Source organism: Herbiconiux liukaitaii, assembly GCF_041927495.1.
GTDB lineage: Bacteria > Actinomycetota > Actinomycetes > Actinomycetales > Microbacteriaceae > Herbiconiux > Herbiconiux liukaitaii.
The window spans coordinates 186,291-203,317 of sequence record NZ_JBHFHG010000008.1 but is presented as its reverse complement, the minus strand read 5'-3'; the positions used below and the strand labels follow the sequence as shown (position 1 = coordinate 203,317).

10 protein-coding genes are annotated in these 17,027 nt (G+C 64.6%); 6 read left to right on the top strand and 4 right to left on the bottom strand.

Annotated elements, in window-relative coordinates:
* Positions 1-466: 466 nt before the first annotated feature.
* Both ACEXQC_RS17485 and ACEXQC_RS17480 read left to right on the top strand, forming a co-directional pair.
* Entirely contained in the window at positions 467-1,624 is a 1,158-nt protein-coding gene (locus ACEXQC_RS17485) for a Coenzyme F420 hydrogenase/dehydrogenase, beta subunit C-terminal domain (RefSeq protein ID WP_374825312.1), read from the top strand.
* Between the two features lie 194 nt (positions 1,625-1,818).
* The gene (locus ACEXQC_RS17480) at positions 1,819-4,206 is read left to right on the top strand and encodes a cell wall-binding repeat-containing protein (protein WP_374825310.1); all 2,388 of its coding nucleotides are present in this window, start codon (positions 1,819-1,821) and stop codon (positions 4,204-4,206) included.
* A gap of 173 nt (positions 4,207-4,379) precedes the next feature.
* On the opposite strand, the gene ACEXQC_RS17475 is transcribed toward ACEXQC_RS17480, so the two are convergent.
* From ACEXQC_RS17475 to ACEXQC_RS17460, 4 genes are all read right to left on the bottom strand, one after another.
* Positions 4,380-5,537, bottom strand: coding sequence for an acyltransferase family protein (locus tag ACEXQC_RS17475; protein ID WP_374825308.1), 1,158 nt, complete (start codon positions 5,535-5,537; stop codon positions 4,380-4,382).
* Positions 5,538-5,798: 261 nt separating this feature from the next.
* Positions 5,799-6,842 carry an acyltransferase family protein gene (locus tag ACEXQC_RS17470; protein WP_374825306.1) on the bottom strand — a complete coding sequence of 348 codons (1,044 nt, stop codon included), beginning with the start codon at positions 6,840-6,842 and terminating at the stop codon, positions 5,799-5,801.
* A 212-nt stretch (positions 6,843-7,054) separates the two neighbouring features.
* On the bottom strand, positions 7,055-9,244 hold the full coding sequence (locus ACEXQC_RS17465; RefSeq protein ID WP_374825304.1) for an acyltransferase family protein: 2,190 nt from the start codon (positions 9,242-9,244) through the stop codon (positions 7,055-7,057).
* Positions 9,245-10,207: 963 nt separating this feature from the next.
* Positions 10,208-10,798, bottom strand: coding sequence for a gamma carbonic anhydrase family protein (locus ACEXQC_RS17460; RefSeq protein ID WP_374825302.1), 591 nt, complete (start codon positions 10,796-10,798; stop codon positions 10,208-10,210).
* 281 nt (positions 10,799-11,079) lie between these two features.
* Here ACEXQC_RS17460 and ACEXQC_RS17455 point away from each other — a divergent pair, with 281 nt between their 5' ends.
* From ACEXQC_RS17455 to ACEXQC_RS17440, 4 genes are all read left to right on the top strand, one after another.
* The gene (locus ACEXQC_RS17455) at positions 11,080-12,897 is read left to right on the top strand and encodes an O-antigen ligase family protein (protein ID WP_374825300.1); all 1,818 of its coding nucleotides are present in this window, start codon (positions 11,080-11,082) and stop codon (positions 12,895-12,897) included.
* A gap of 143 nt (positions 12,898-13,040) precedes the next feature.
* Positions 13,041-14,114: a cell wall-binding repeat-containing protein gene (locus ACEXQC_RS17450; protein WP_374825298.1), complete on the top strand. Its 1,074-nt coding sequence runs from the start codon at positions 13,041-13,043 to the stop codon at positions 14,112-14,114.
* A gap of 167 nt (positions 14,115-14,281) precedes the next feature.
* The gene (locus ACEXQC_RS17445) at positions 14,282-16,489 is read left to right on the top strand and encodes a cell wall-binding repeat-containing protein (protein WP_374825296.1); all 2,208 of its coding nucleotides are present in this window, start codon (positions 14,282-14,284) and stop codon (positions 16,487-16,489) included.
* A gap of 116 nt (positions 16,490-16,605) precedes the next feature.
* Positions 16,606-16,968: an SMI1/KNR4 family protein gene (locus ACEXQC_RS17440; RefSeq protein WP_374825294.1), complete on the top strand. Its 363-nt coding sequence runs from the start codon at positions 16,606-16,608 to the stop codon at positions 16,966-16,968.
* Positions 16,969-17,027 lie beyond the last annotated feature (59 nt).

Sequence of the window (17,027 nt, the reverse complement as noted above, 5' to 3'; positions counted from 1 at the left end):
CAGCCAGAGTCTACGGCTGCGCGGAAGTCGCAAGGTGCCAGCCAAACCCAAATTCACGATGCCGAGACGGACTCTTAACCCGGTCGAAATGCTTGATGGATCGGCAATCGGCGCGCCGCGATGGGCGCTGCCCGCATCCCGTCAACGGCGAGCCATGATCGAGCTCTCCGCGGAATCGGAAGCAGCCCGCCGTTAGGCTAACCGCAAGGACATCGAGCGGTTGGGGGCGCGCATGACACACCGTATACAAGAAGTGGTCGAGCGAGGGATGTGCGTGGGTTGCGGTGGGTGTGGAGTCGCGACCCGGGGCGCAATCCCGATCACGTTGACCCGCCGTGGGGTCTACCAGGCTGATCTCGCGGGGGCCTCACCCGAAGCGCTCGCCGCTGGAAGTGCAGTGTGCCCGTTCTCGGATGACTCTCCGAACGAGGACGATCTGCGAGCCCCCCGGTCGGCGAACCTTCCTATGGCGCACGACAAGCGCCTCGGGGATTACTCCACTGTCGTCGCCGCACGCCGTTCCTCGGAAGACGATCTCTTGAAGAGCAGCTCCGGTGGACTCACCAGTTTTGTCATCGAGAAGCTGCTCGAGCGTGGCGAGATCGACGGCGTGATTCACTCGGCACCAGTAAGCGAGAAGGACGTCCTGTTCGAGTTCGCGGTCTCAACAACAGCTGAGGAACTGGCCGGACGGAAGAAGTCCTATTACTACGCGACGACGTTCGCCGATGCTCTCAACTCGGTGCGAGGGGATGGTCGCCGCTACGCCATCCTCGGTGTGCCCTGCTACATTCGAGCTGCTCGCTCGATATGCGAGGGCGACAACGAGCTCAAGTCGCAGTTGCTCTTCTTCGCGGGCCTAGTCTGCGGGCACATGAAGAGCCAGTTGTTCGCCGAGTCCCTGGCCTGGCAAGACGGCGTGGCGCCCGATGAACTCGCACAGGTAGATTTCCGGTTGAAGGTGCCAGGCAAGGATGCCGGACGGTACGACTTTGGTGCACGAGCCGTAGGCGCCCCAGACCTGCGGCGCAAGCCCACCGCAGAGATGGTGGGTGGAAGTTGGGGCCACGGCGCCTTTCAGCCTGAAGCGTGCAACTTCTGCGACGACATATTCGCGGAAACCGCCGACGTGGCCTTCGGTGACGCGTGGTTACCCGAATACAAAGAGGACTGGCGCGGCACCAATGTCGTAGTCTCGCGCAACCCCATCATCGACGACATCATCGAGACTGGTCGCGAGGACGGTTCCCTGACAGTCGATCAACTCAGTGTCGAAGACGCTGCTCGCACACAAGCGGGGAACTTTCGGCACCGCCGCGACGGACTCGCGGTGCGGCTAGCAGACGATTCTGCGGCCAACCTCTCGGTACCAAAGAAACGGGTTGCCCCGGACGCCGATCGAGTCGATCCTCAGCGGAGGAAGTTGATCCGTCAGCGACGCAAGATGTCTGCCGCCAGCTTCGAGCTGTTTCTTTCAGCTAAGTCTGCCGGCTCACTCGAGATCTTTACGGAAGGCTTCGAGAAGCTCATCAGGGAATACCGCACCATCGAATCCGGCTCGGCGGTCGACCAAGCCAAAAAGAGGGGCAGGGCCGCCATCAAGAAGCTGCTGGGCCGCGGTTGACACGTCGGCGGTCACCGCGCCGCGCGTCCCGCCGGTGAGATCCCGGTGATCAAGATGGCTGCCGAAACCTTTCTTTCAGCTGTCACCCGAGACGGGCGCACGCGCAGAGGAACTGTCCTCCGTACAAGCGATAATTCCAGGGGCGTGCGCATGGTCCTTGTGGGACAATCAGGGCATAGAGCAAGGGGAACTCTGTGCAAGGACGTAGATTCAAGTTCGGCTTCTCTGCTGTAATCCTGACCTTCATTCTTGTAGTCGGGACTGCAGCAGGCGCTTCTGGCGGGGAAGCGATGGTCCTTCAGGGAAGCGAAGCGCCTGAGCCCACATCGGATGTCGTATCGCCTAGTGTCCCGCTCGAGGCCGCGGAAAATGATTCGTACAGCACACCGCCGCCCCCGTCTAGCGAATCCCCCGTCGAAACGGACAAACTCCAGGCCGCCGCCACCGGAGTGGTGGCAGGTCGGATCTCGCTTGCTGCTGGTCTGGATTGGATTGCGGGTGACATTCAGATCAAGATCACGGACCCCACGGGGACGAGGATCAAGACGCTGACGGTTCAACGTCCCGGACAGCCCTTCGAGACGGAGCTAGCTCCAGGCTCGTATCTGATCTGGCCTGTGTACAAGGGCCCCGCCAATTTCGCACGAGACCAACGTCTTCCGTTCTCCATCGCCGCGGGAACCACAACAACGGTCGAACCGGTGCTGGTCACCGGGGGCGTCGTCACGGGCACGGTTACCGAGACCAGTGGCTTAGCCGCAGCAGAAGGGTACGTTTACGCCGCCGAACTGGGCTGGGAACGCACGGAGACATTCAAGGATTTCGGTCGCCAGTACGACCCTGCAACAGGGACCTACGAGATATCGAAGATTCCTACCGGCACTTTCCGCGTGTGTGCCGGATGGGCTACAGGTGCCGGCCAAACGTCGTGCTGGCAGTATCCGGACCGCCCGGCAACCCCACTCGAGATTCTTGCGGGGCAACGAGTCGACGGGATCCACCTGGTGCTTGACTCGAACTTCGGGATAGCAGGGGTCATTACCTACGTCGATGTTCTCGGTGACGTGCGGCCCGCGGAGAAAGTCCGGGTAACCATGACCGCCTACGGCGAAATCCTTCATTCGTCTTTGACTGATCAGAACGGACGCTACAGACTCCGGGTCAACGAGTACGAGTCGGGCGAGATCGTGCTCAGTCGGAGCGACGACGAGAGTGCACCCGACTGGGTTACGGAATCCCGCGGGTCGATCTCGGTACCCGAGGGCCCTGGACCACTGATGCAGGATTTCACAGCAACACTCGGCGGCAGAGTGACCGGCGAGGTCACATCAGCATCATCAACCGGCGGAAACTACGGCAGCTGGGCCGTCTCGGTTAGCAGGTGGGACGAATCCACCTCTGCTTGGGGAGCATATAGCTCGCCTGTCTCTGCCACAGAGCGGTATGGCGTTTACGGTCTCGCTTCTGGGACATATCGAGTGCGATTCGCGGACGCGAAGCTGTCTGACGATGCGAATCCTGCTCTACGATTTCGCACCCAGTACTACAACGATTCGCTCTTTGAAGCGGAAGCAGATTCCGTAGGCGTGCGTGCAGGAGCTGCCGTTGACGGAATCAACGCTCAGATGCGAGCGAACGCAACGGCGACCGAACGTATTGGCGGCCAAGATAGGTACGAGGTCGCCGCGAACATCTCGGAGAAGAACTTCTCCCCACGGATCCCCGTGCTCTATGTCGCGAGCGGGGAGAACTACCCCGATGCCCTAAGCGCCGGGCCGGCCGCTGCTCATCAGCAGGGTGGTCTTCTACTCGTTGCTCGCGATTCGATTCCACGTGCGACTCAGGCAGAGATCCTCCGTTTGCAGCCCGAGAAGATCGTTGTCGTTGGCGGACCTGCCAGCGTGTCCCCCTCTGTTTACGCGGCCCTAAGTTCGTTGGCACCATCGATCCAGCGCATCGGCGGCACCGATCGCTACGAAGTTAGCCGCAACCTCATCTCGTACGCATTCTGTGGCGGGGCCGTACTTTTCACGGATTGCGATGCATCGGGAGTCTCCACGTTGTTCGTAGCCACCGGGGAGAAGTTCCCCGATGCACTAACGGCAGGGCCTGCAGCCGCCCACCTGGGAACAGCGGTCCTGCTTGTACCGGGATCGCACAACGCTCTCGACCCTGTGACACCGTCGTTTCTCGATAATCTGGGCGTGACCAAGACGTACATCGCCGGTGGCAAGAATACGGTCAGTCCCGGCGTCGGACAATCCATCGTCGATTGGGGACTGACCGTAACTCGCCTCGCTGGCACCGACCGCTACGACGTAGCGGCAATTATCAGTCGCGAGATCTTTGCCAGCAGTGATCGGGTTTACGTGGCGTCCGGCGCAGTGTTTGCCGACGCTCTGTCTGGAGGACCAGCTGCTGCCGCAAGCGGCGCACCGATGCTGTTGACAGCCCAGGGTTGCGTGCCTCAGACCACAAGCGCCGCCCTAGCGTCAATGGATCCAGCGAAAGCATGGTTCTTGGGCGGGCCGAACACCATTGCTGAAAGCGTCTTGTCGCTAGAACCGGTTTGCTCCTACTGAATCCAGCGCCTGAAGAATCCGCCTCTTGGCCGCCAAGATGGAAGTCGAGAGCCCGCGGGGCGCAGAGGCTGGGAACGCTAATGCTGACGCCCCTCGGGTGAGGAAGAGAGCGGCGAACATTAGCTTTCATTAGCTGGATGCGGCCCCAGCGCGGAGATACGGGTGGAGTACGGCTAGGTGCTCGTCGGGTGGGTGACCGGGGCGGCGCGCTCTGGTTCCGTTGCCACATTCTCAGTCTCGCCCGCCCGGTTGAGACGCTTCCGAAGCTTACCGATAGGGCGTTCCACCAGCACGAGCATCGCCCAGGAAAGCAGAACAGAAACTCCCACCCCGATCAGAATCTGAATCGGGTGCGGGAGCGGCAGATAGAGCTTGGCAAGTGCAAAAACGGGCTGGTGAACCAGATAGAGGGTGTACGAGATAACGCCGATCCAGGCCACCGGAGCCCAGTTTAGGATGCGTCCGATCCACGATTGTGGCGCAAGGATAAGCGGAATGAAGAGCCCGAAAGCTGCTACTGCCTGGACCGTGAATCCGATCGAGTACGTGAACGTACTGCCGAAGCGGCTCGCAGCAAAGATTGTCAGCGCCGAGACAATCACAAGTGCCGGAGCGAACCATCGCCTATTCGGCAGACGGACCTCACCGAACGCCGGATTGAACCCAATCGCTAGGATCGCACCCCACACGATTGCATCTGCCCGCGTATCCGTTGCGTAGTACAACCGGAGAGGGCTGGCGCCGGAAACCGTCAGGTAGCACCGCCAGATGAGCGCAGCGACACAGATCGCTACTAACAGAACCACCTGATGGCGCCTGTTTGGCAGCCACTTTCGCATCGCGATGTAGATCACCGGAAAGACGAGGTAGAAGTGTTCTTCGACAGCCAGGGACCACAGAACTCCAGTGCCCTCCGGGACGCCCGTGTGCCCGTTGAAGATGGTCCAGTAGTTCGCGAGGAACGTTCCGGAGCTCAGCACCCCGCCCACGCTAAGAGCGCTTGGAAGTATCCCGACTAGCGCAAGAATCAGAGCACCAATGAAGACGATGTACATCGGGGGCAGGATGCGAAGAACGCGCCGCGTGTAGAAGTCCTTCAGCGATATCCGCTCGAACCGATCGAACTCGGCCCGAAGCAGCGTGGTAATGAGGTATCCGCTGAGAAAGAAGAACAGGCCCACTCCCATCGAGCCGGCGATACGCCCGGGGAATTCGCTGTGTGCGTAGATGACGATGAAGACCGCGACGGCTCGCAGACCGTTCAACGAAGGTATCTGCCCAACCTTCTTCGGCGCGATGTTTGCCCCACTTGGCATCTCTGTGTCCCCCACCTTGATCGACGCTCACAGCATAGAGCTTCTGTGTTTCGCCCAGATGAAAACGAGACGCTGTCCCGGTGCGGTGAAGTATTGGCAGATTCCGCCGGGTACTCAGAAGTTCGCGACTTCCCCACTACGGTAATCGACGATGACCCTCAGCCTTACATCGCAGGCTACGCACACTCGACAAAGGGCGGGTCTGTCCCGGGTTCACGGCAGTGCCACTCGACGACACAACTGCGGGCCCTTCCCACTGCCGTGGACCACAGAACCTCAGGAACGAGTGAGGACGTCGTCGTCGAGCCGCGGTTTCCGAGTGGGGCGTAGCCATTTCTCGGCCGGGCGCTCGACTGTCGTGTGCAGCAGCCACGCGGCGCAGATGGTCAGGGGAACTGCCACTGTAACGACGACGATGGCTGGGATGTCGAGGCGTCCCGCGATCGCGTCGCAGACTCCCAGGACAAGCCCGTGGGTGAGGTAGATGCAGTAAGACCACACCCCAAGCTTGACGATCCACGGCCACTGCATGAAGACCCGCTTGCCGGTGAGGTCGACGACGGCTAGCGACACGATGAGAATCGCGAAGGGTATGAGCGTTACCGGGTAGTGCCCGAAGGGGTAGGGCATGAACAATGCGAATACGACAGATGCGCCGGCCAGCGGGATGCTCAGCCATGGGCTGATGGCTGGCCGCCACCCCTTCGCCACGAGCGTTCCAAGCACCACTCCGATAACGAACTCTGGCAAGCGAACCGGAGGGAACACGACGAATGCCCACTGAGCAGTCGCAGCAGGAACGAGCGTACCGACCGCTCCGAGCCCGATCGACACCGCTGCGGCAGCGCCGCCAAGGATGAACAAGCCTCGCTGATCAAGTCGTCGAGTAAGCATCCGGACCAGCGGGAACGCCAGGTAGAAGAACACCTCTACCGAGAGGCTCCAGAAGATTGCCTGTGCCGCGAAGTACACCTCCGGGATCGGCACCCAGCTCTGGAGAAGGGTGAGAGCCGCGAGGTCTTCGATGCGGAAGTCACCGTTTATGAGAATCCAGGCGAATGACAGTAGACAGGTGACCAGGTACGCAGGATAGATCCGAGCGAACCGCTTGCGATAGAAAATGCTGGCGCTGTCCGGACGCTGATCCGTCCATGCCATCACGAACCCGCTAATCAAGTAGAACAGCGAAACGCCAACCATTCCCGAGGAATGCAAGTCCTCGAATCGATTGGTGGCGTGGTGCCAAAACACTAGGAACACGGCGAAGGCGCGCAGGCCGTTCAGCGATTCCAAGCGCATCAGGCTGGTAGTCGTGATCACCCGCCGATCGTATCCGACAGATGTCACCGGCGGGTTACGACGGCGCGAAGATCCGTTGGAGTAGTGCGCCTGAGCAATGCCCCAGAGCCCCTACGTGCCCAATCTCCGGAGTCGGGCATGAGGTTCGTGCTGGTTTACGCGACGAGTCGTAGCGGATAACCATCGGCCCGTTCTGGACGCGTCCGCCGGTTCCGGGGTGCGCGGTCACGAGCTTAGGCAGGCGGCGCCCCGAGGAGGGCGGGCGCCAGAACGGGCTGAAGGTGCTGCACATACTTCGCGGTGAGGTGGGTACCGTCGAACGTGACAGGGGTGGAGCCGACGAAGGCTGGGCAGCGGTCAGCCGCGCAGAACCAGTCCTCCGTGTCGACGAACTCGACGCCCGCGGCCGTCGATGCAAGCCGCATTGCCTCCGTGGTCAAAACGTGCTGGGCGGGCGGGTCGCTGACGCAGCTCTCGGGCGACGCGATCGCGGTGTAACAGTCGATCAAGCCCTTCCCGCGAGGGTTCGGCGACAGCACGACAACTCGAGAGCCGTTCGCCTTTGCGGCTGTGAGCGTCTCCTCGAGCGCGGCCGCTAAGACGCCCTCAGGGTCGGGAGTTCCCTCAGGGAGTACTCGCTCGACCGTGTTCGCTGCCGTCGAGACGATGACGAGTGCCGGCTTAGTCTCTGCGAGCACCTGTCGTACCCACTCATTGTGCGTGCGACATTCGGCCGTGAAGGACTCGTCCTTGCCTCGGCCGCTCACGTCCATGACGGCGGCTGGGCACTGCCCGAGAGTGAGGCTGCTTACCCTGTAACCCGCGGGCTCCAGTGCGGCTCGGACGCCCGGCATCCAGCTGATGCTGACCGAGTCGCCCAGCACCACAGCCGTGTTCGCAGCATCGGCGGGGCCGTATGTGCAGCGTTCGAGCTTGTCCGGGGTGACGTCCAAGCACGAGTCAGTGGTCCATTCAGGCGCGGACGCGGTCTTGTCGAGCTGATCGATCGGCGGGTCGAGAGTGGGCCATGTGTCAGTGTCGAGGGAGGCGCGGATCTCACCCTGCAGTTGCTCGCCTGGAGTTAGCTGCTCCCCTGGGGTTGCCGGCTCCGTCGAGGCCGAAGACGTCGGGCTCAACGTGCCGGGCGTCTGCCCTGCCATGGGGATGCGCGCTGGGGTCAGCGCCCAAGCGCTGAGGACGATCGCGCCGACTGCCAGAACAGAGACGCCGACGAGTGACGCCCGGCCTCCACTTCCTCGCCCGCGAGAGCGTCGAGCGGACGCTTGGAGATCGCCCTTCTTGAATCGGCGGATCGGCTCCTCGACGAGATAGAAGGACCCCACCGACAGCAGCATTATCAGCGCGACGCAAGCGGCGTAGTAAGTCAGGTCGGCGGGCATCAGTGCGGCCAGAATGATGATGACCGGGAAGTGCCAGATATAGAGGGAGTAGGAGATGTCCCCGACCCAGGAGCTGGCACGGTTCGTGATGGGCCACATCCATCGCTGCTCGCCTCCCGTTCCTGCTGCGATGACGAGCGCGGTGGAGAGTACGGGCAGCGCCGCCCATGGTGCGGGGAAACCGCCGGCATTGTCATTCACTATGAACAGTGAGGCGACGATCCCGGCGAGGCCCAGCCAGCCGAGCACAGGTCGTAGTGGGTCAGGAATGCGCGCGAAGGTGGACCCGATCACCGCTAGGAGTGCGCCGACGCCGAGCTCCCAGGCGCGAGTGAAGGTCGAGAAGTAGGCCCATGTGGCGTTGGTTGCGGTGTCCCAGAGCCCCCATCCGAACGACCCCACGGTTATCACCACAATCGCAATGGTGATCGCGCGGTGCGCAGCCTTGCGGCTGTCACCAGATCGGGCGCGGCCGGCGATGATGAAGATGAGCAGCATCACCCATGGCCACACGAAGTAGAACTGTTCCTCGACGGAGAGCGACCAGTAGTGCTGCAGCGGGGACGCGGCGAACTCTGCGTTGAAGTAGTCGGTGCCTTGAATGGCGGAGTGCCAGTTCGCGGCGAAGAACGTCGCCCAGACCCCGTCCCATAGCGTCTGTTCCGCGCGCACCGAAGAGAACACGAGGTAGGCCGTGATGACGGTGGCTATGATCACCAGCATCGCGGCAGGGATGATCCGCTTTACTCGGCGCAGGTAGAACCCTCGGAACGAGATGGTCCCGGTTCTGTCGTGCTCCCGCAGCAGTAGCCCCGTGATCAAGAACCCCGAGATCACAAAGAAGACGTCAACGCCAACGAACCCGCCGGACGGCCAGTGAAAGAGATGGTCGGCTATCACAGCAACAACCGCGATCATCCGCAGACCCTGAATGTCAGGGCGGAACGTCTTCTGCCTACTCGCGCCTTCCGGCGCAATGTCGGCCTTCGCGATTCTTCGCTCGTTCCCGATTGCTGATGGCATTCGTCCCCCTCGGTGCTGAGGGAAGCGTAATCTACGGATGTTTCCGATCCATCACTGCGTCACTCAACCCCGGGACAGTGCACGCGCATGGGTGCTCTGATCTGGTGCTCACCGTTCGCCCACCCGTGCGTTGGGCAGGTTGCGGCCTTTCCTGCGGTCAGTCCCGGCAGTGGGGTAACGCAGTTTCTGTCGAGGCGGCGGGTTAGGCCCGCAGCATCGAGATCACGGAGAGCAGCACCGTGACCGCAAGCAAGCCGCTCGTCGCAGTCAGCGCGAGTTTCAGTTTGGGTGCAAATTGCATGGGGGTTGGATCCTGTCAATCAGGTCAGGTTGGCACGAAAGCCGGGTAGCTGCGTGCAACGGTAGGCCGAAGAGACCACCCACAGAACTCGAAGTGAACGAACTCACCCGTATATTCACCCGCTTGACTTGCCGGTCATGATGTCGACCACGTGGGGTCGGTTACCCTGTGCTCCCGCTACGACGACTGCGGGCAATGCTCGGTACGGTGCCCGGGAGAAGGAATTAGCATTCTGCGACATCCTTTACTGGCACCGCTTGGTCTGGCTAAAGGCGCGAGGCGCGGGGAGACCCGGGTGGTGTGGGGTGGGTCTTGCACTGCCGGGGTCGTCGTGTGGTCAGGCGCAGCCTTCGGGGTAGGAGACCTGGGGCACCCGGGCCGCGGAGAGGCCGACCATGATTCCGGAACCGTCGACGTGTAAACGCATGGCCACGCCCCCTGGGCCGAGGCATCGACGTAGTAGCAGACTCACCCGCATCGCACGAGATCCTTCCGGGGGGCATGTCGGTTGTGTCCTGTCGATCAGGTCAGGTCGTGCGCGAGTCGGTTGGCTGAGTGCAACGGTAGGCCGAGCTGAACAGCCATCGAGCTCGAAGTGAACGAACTCACCCTTCTCTTCACCTGATGAAATATGTCACCCGCTGCACGCGGAGGCCAGTTCCTCAGTGTTCGATCGGTTCGTCGCTCGCGTGGGCGCCGTAGTACTCGGATTGGCGCCGCATCAGCTCAGTCATCGATACATCGCGGCCCACCCCGTAGACCGTTTCGCCGAAGTGGAGCTCCTTCTGGATCGCCCAGATCTCCTCATGGCGATCTGGCGGGAGGATCGAGGCGGGTGATCCGACTGCGACCCATCCGATCGGAACCACATCTCCTGGCTCGAGGACAGTGTTGACCTGGACGACGCCATTGATCCGAACCTCGGCTCCCTTTCCGATGCGGCTGCCGGGGAAGAGCGATGCACCGGTACCGATGAACGACTCGTCTGCCACGAAGCTGCCATTCACGTGGGTGTGCGGTCCGATCATGACGGACGCTCCGATGTGGGCAGGATGACCCGATCGGCCGCGAACCAGGGCCTGTTCCATGACGACAGTGTTCTCGCCAATCGTGACGGCGCCGTCCTCAGCGGTGACCACCGCCCCGTGCAGGATTCGTGCACCCGCCCCGATGTGAACATCGCCGACGATCACGGCAGAGGGCGCAATGTAAGCGGTCTCATGAATCTCGGGTTCACGGTCGCGGTGTCTCATGAGCATTCGCTCGCTCCAATCCTCGCGCTCAGGATATCGAGGCCGCCGGGAGACCCGGGTGGTGTGGGGTGGGTCTTCCGGTCGGGTTGTTGGCTCGGGACTGGCGGGCGGCTGCGTAGCAGACGCGGGAGACAACCCGACCGGAAGACCCACCCCGCACCACCCACCACGTGCAACCCCGCGCGAGGGCCGATGGTGACCGCGAGGCGACCGCTAGCCTGGCTCGGGGAGCGCGGGCGGTGACGTCAGTGGTGCGTTCTCGCTGAGCCAGGAAGGTCGATGTGTCCGCGCAGAAGAAGAGTGAGACGGCGAAGCGGCGTGTGGCCGTCGTGGACGCGGAGACACCGCGGTCGCTGGCGTGGGCGCGTGCGGGGCTGTGGTTGGCCGCCGCTGCGCTGGTGGTGTTTCTGCCGGAGGGGATGATCCGGTGGTTCCTGCCGAAGGAGGCGCTGTTCGCAGTGGCCGTGCTCGCGGCATCCGTGACGATGGCCAGTGGGCGACTCCCCCGGTGGCTGCTCATCGGCATCGGCGGGGTCGTGCTCCTTCTTCTTGTGGGCGTCGCCTTCTCGGCGAGCCCGTGGGCTGCGCTGTGGGGCAGGTGGCCGCGCTACGAGGGGCTCGTCTCGCTTCCCGTGTACATCGCCGCGGCCTTCTTCGGCGCTCGACTGCTCGGGCCCGGCAGCAGTGTGAACCGGGTGAACTCCTGGTGGTCCGCGATCTCCACCGCGAGCATCGCACTCGGCGTGGTGGGGGTGCTCGAGTCGTTCGGCCTCGATCCGATCCCGACCAACCTCGAGCGGCCTGGTGCGCTGCTGGGGAATGCGACCGACCAGGGGATCATCGGTGCCGCGTTCTTCGCCATGCTCCTTGCACCTGCCGTCGAACGGTGGCGAGCACCTCTGCCCGGCCGGCGGCCCTGGTTGCTGACCGTCGGGGCTCTTGCCGGGTTCGTCTCGGTGGTGGCGTCGGCATCGCGGGCTGCGTTCGTGGCGGTCGTCATCGCTGTGATCGTGCTGGCCGCCTTCGCGATCATGCGGGAGCGACGGCGCCGCCGGGCCGCGGGAGCGCGCGCCCCGCTTCGTGAGCGCATCCGCATTCCGCTGATCGCCGTGGCGGGCACCGTTGGTCTCGTCGGAATCGCGCTGGCTGTGCCCCTCACCCGCGACCGACTTCTGGGGCTCAGCCCGCTCTCGTCGCGCACCGTGGCCGACCGGCAGGAGATGTGGGGCGAGACACTGCAGCTGCTCGGTGGCTCCCCTCTCACCGGGGCCGGCCCGAGCGGGTTCGTCGACGCCATACCCCGATTCCATTCCGCAGCCTGGTACGACGTGGTCGGGTCGCAGACCGTGCTCGACTCTCCGCACAACATGCTGCTGCAGGCGGCTGTCGCGGGTGGGGTGCTGCTGCCGCTGGTGCTGCTGGTTGTCGGAGTGCTGGTGATCGTGTTCGGGGTGCGCGCGTGGAACCGCGTCTCGGGGTCCTCGTCGCCCCACGGCCCGCTGCTCGCGGGAAGTGCGGCGGCGCTGCTCGCGATCGCGGGGGCATTGCTCACCACGTTCACCGTCGCGGCGACCGGGATCCTCGCGTGTCTGCTGGTCGGCATCCTCGTGGCTGTTCCGGCGAAGCCCGTGGTCGAGACGGGGCGGCCGGTGGGGCTCGTGAGCGGACGACGGCGGGCGCTGCAGGGTGCGATCGCACTGTGGGCGGTGCTGCTGGTCGTGGCCGCCGCAGCCGAGATCCCGCTTCAGCGCGGCATCGTGGCAGCGCGGGCGGGTGGGATCGCCGACGCTCAGGGATCGTTCGAGCTGGCGCAGGCTCTTCGGCCGTGGGATGCGGATGTGGCCTCGATCGCGGCCCAGACGCTCGCCGCGCAGGCGCTTGAGGGCCGGGTGGAAGCGGGTGAGCTCGCGGAGCGCTGGGCCGAGGAGGCGCTGCGGCGTGTGCCCGACTCGATCGCTGCGCTGAGGGCTCTCGCCGCCGCCCAGGATGCGGCCGGTGACATCGATGCCGAGCTCGCCACCCTCGATCGGATCATCGAGCTGTCGCCGAACGATCCCGAGGCGATCGCGCTCCGAGCCGAGGTCGCTGCGCGGCGCTGATCTCGGTTGCCACCCGCCTGGGTGCCCCCGAAAGAGGGGGCGGCAGCGGGCCTCCTCGTCCAATACCGTGGCAACGGCGGCGGACCCGGGGGAACCGGTCCGGCCAGGGGCAGCGCCGTCCATCGAAGTCGAAGGGGAGATCCATGCTGATCAACGCACATTCCACGGAGTCGCTGAGCGACCAGGTCACGCGTCGGAGGTGGAAGGTGGCCCTCCTCGCGCTGATGGCCTTCCTGCTCGCGTTCGGTTCGCTGCTGGCCCAGGCGCCGGTGCCGGCCTCGGGTGCGGTTCCTGTTCCGGAGGTCACTGTCGACCGGATCTCTGGTGCAGACCGTTATGAGGTGGCGGTCAACATCTCGAAGCAGCAGTACTCCAGCACGTCCCCCTTCGTCTTCGTGGCCTCGGGCCTCAACTACCCCGATGCCCTGAGCGCCGGCCCTGCCGCCGCGAGCCCGACCGGTGGCCCCCTGTTGCTCACCACCACCGACGTGCTGCCCCCGGTCGTGCTCGCCGAGCTCACTCGTCTCGCGCCGGACCAGGTCTTCATCGTCGGCGGGCCCAACTCCGTCTCACCGGCGGTGGAAGCCGTGATCAAGGCTCTGCCCAGCACGCCCGACGTTCTTCGGATCTCGGGTGCCGACCGCTACGAGGTCTCCCGCAGCCTCATGTCGTACGACTGGTACGCGACCTCGTCGTCGACCGCCTACGTGGCGACCGGTCAGAACTTCCCCGATGCTCTCTCGGCGGGCCCGGCGGCTGCGATCTCCCAGGCTCCGGTGCTGCTGGTGAACGGCCTCGACGCCACCGTCGACCCCGGTGCCGAAGCGCTGCTGGAGGAGAAGGAGAAGTCGACCATCAAGATCGCCGGCGGGCCGAACTCCGTGTCCCCCGGCATCGAAGCCGACCTGAAGTCGTTCGGCACGGTGCTGCGTCTGGGTGGGGCCGATCGCTTCGTGGCCTCGCAGACCATCAACAACGATGCGTTCACCTCATCGGATCGCGTCTTCCTGGCGACGGGGCTCAAGTTCCCGGATGCGCTGGCCGGTGGGTCGTGGGCGGGCAAGCTCGCGGCGCCGCTGTTCGTCGTGCCGGGCGACTGTGTGCCGCAGGCAGTGCTCGACTCCATCGCGGGGCTCGGAGCCACGCGGGTGACGCTGCTCGGTGGGGAGGCGACCCTCACCCCAGCAGTGGCGGCGCTGACCCCGTGCGCCACGTGATGAGCTGAGCCCCCATCGGGCGCTCGCGCGCCTGCCTGCGGCCTCGCACTCCCACCGGGTGCGGGGCCGCTGGTGTGAAGAGGTGAGAAGCCGCGGGAGTCGTTATCGACGCTGGGCGTTGGAGGAGTGTTCACTCGGTGGTCGCGGCAGGCGCCTAGGTTCTCACCATGTCACACACGCGCCGGGGGGCGCTTCTGGTCCGGGTTCTCTCTGCCGTCGTCGCCGGTGCGACGATCTTCGCGATCGCCGGCCCGGCACCCGGTGCAGCGGTGGCGGCCGGGTCGTTCGTTCCGATCTCCGGCACGGGGTCGACCTGGTCGCAGGGTCCGCTGGACCGGTGGCGGAAGGATGTCGCCGTCGACTTCGGCATGACCGTCAACTACGCCGGCGTCGGGTCATCTGCCGGCCGCCGGGACTTCGTAGCGCAGACCGTGGACTTCGCCGTGTCGGAGATGCCGTTCCAGAGCACTCCCGAAGACGGGTCCGCTTCCGAGGTCCCGTCGAGCACCTACGCCTACCTCCCGCTCGTGGCCGGTGGCACCGCGCTCGCCTATCACCTCACCGGGAGCGACGGCGTGGCGATCACCACCCTGCGGCTCTCCGAAGCGACCGTGGCCGGGATCTTCACCGGGAGCATCCGGTCGTGGAACGATGCGGCGATCGTGGCCGACAATCCGGGTGCAGCGCTGCCCGCGAAGACGATCACCCCCGTGGTGCGGGCGGACGGCAACGGTTCCACCTGGCAGTTCACCTCCTGGCTGAAAGCACGCCAGCCCGATCGCTGGGCGGCCATCTGCACTTCCGCCGCGTGCGCTCCCCAGTCGCAGTTCCCCGTGCAGGGGGACATGAAGGCGCAGAACGGCTCACTCGGTGTGGCCGGCTACGTGTCGCAGGGCTACGGCGAGGGAGCCATCACCTACGTGGAGAACTCCTACGCGCTCGCCTCCGGACTGCCCGTGGCGAAGGTGCTGAACGCAGGCGGATACTACGTGGCCCCGACTCCGGCGGCGGTCTCCATCGCGCTGCTGGGTGCAGAGATCGACGAGGACACCGCCTCCGAGCGATACGGAACGCTCGAGCTGGGCGCGGTGTACTCCAATCCCGACCCGCGTGCCTATCCGCTGTCCTCGACCTCGTACATGATCGTGCCGACCGAGACCAATCGCGTCTTCAGAGAGGAGAAGGGTGCGAGCCTCACCGCCTTCGGCCAGTACGCCTTGTGCGCCGGGCAGGGTCGAGCAGCCGGGCTCGGTAACGCGGCACTTCCTCTCAACCTCGTTCAGCACGGCATCTCGCAACTCGCCCTCGTTCCGGGCTCGGGCGGAGGCACCGGCACTCCCACACTCGCCGAGTGCGCCAACCCCACGTTCGTCAACGGCGACACCGTGAACGACTCCGTGCTCACCCGCACAACCCCCATGCCTCCGGCGAGCGACCGGGCGGGCGGACCCGTTGCAGACAGCTGGCCCCCCGTCACTGAACGAGTCTCGGGGGCCGACCGCTACGAGGCGGCTGTCAACGCCTCAAGGGCTGCCTTTCCGGGCACCGCCCCCGTGGTCTACGTGGTGACCGGCAGCAACTACCCGGATGCGCTGTCGGCCGGCCCGGCCGCCGCAGTCGACGGCGGTCCGCTGCTCCTCACCGACACGAACACGCTGCTCCCCGCAGTTAGCGCCGAGATCAAGCGGCTGCGGCCGGGCCGGATCGTGGTGGTCGGCGGGCCGAACTCGGTGTCTCCCGCGGTGTTCGATTCTCTGCGTGCGGTGCAGAGTGACACGGTGCGGATCAGCGGGACAGATCGGTACGAGGCCTCGCGCAATCTCGCGATGTACGCGTTCGGGGCGTCCCGAGCGTCCACCGCGTACGTGGCGACCGGCGCCAATTTCCCGGATGCGCTCAGTGCCGGGGCAGCCGCAGCTTCGGCTCGGGGTCCGGTCGTGCTGGTGAACGGCTCGGCGAGTGCGCCCGACACGACGACGTTGGCACTGCTCGGGTCGCTCGGCGTGACGACTGTGAAGGTGGCCGGTGGGCCGGCATCCGTCTCGACGGGGGTCGAGACGGGACTGCGGACAGCTGGATTGTCGGTGACACGACTCGGCGGGGCCGACCGGTTCGCGGCATCCGTCTCGATCAACGCCGACGCTTTCGAGCGAAGCGATCGGGCTTTCCTCGTGACGGGGCTGAAGTTCGCCGATGCGCTTGCGGGTTCGGCATGGGCGGGCAAGCTCTCGGCTCCCCTGTACGTGGCTCACGCGGACTGCGTGCCCGGCGCCGCACTCGCGGCGATGAAGGCGCAGGGCGTGGAACGAGTGACGCTGATCGGCGGGCCGGCTTCGCTCGACGAGAGGGTCGCGGCACTCACTGCGTGCGGATAACGCATGGCGTGCGACTCCCCGGCCCCTAGGAGGGCAGGTCGCGGGACTCCGGTGGGGCGATGAGGATGCCGGTGATCTTGCCGGCGCCGTTAAAGGACGACACGCGAAGGGTTGACATGACCGCCTACGAATCCGCCAGGTCCGCACTTCTCGCCTGCCCCAATTTCAAGCACGGAACAGGGGCCACCGAGCTAGAACTCGACGAGGCGCAAAGGGAGCTCGGTGCGTTCCCTGCTGACTACCTGCAGTTCGTCCGCGAATTCGGGTACGGATACTTCAAGTCGTTCGAGATCTGGGGAATCGGATCCGGGGTGCCCGCCCGTGGAGACCTTCTTGCGCACAATCGACGTGAGCACGACGACTACGGCCTGCCTCAGGATCTGATCGCGATCCACAACAACGGCGCCGGTGACCTCACCGGCTTCAAGCGGGACATGCCATCATCGCTCGAACTGTGGACGTACTGGCATGACGATTAAGCGGCTCAATCCGAGGAGATGAGCTTCAGCGAATACGTGCTCTACCTGCTTGCGGACAA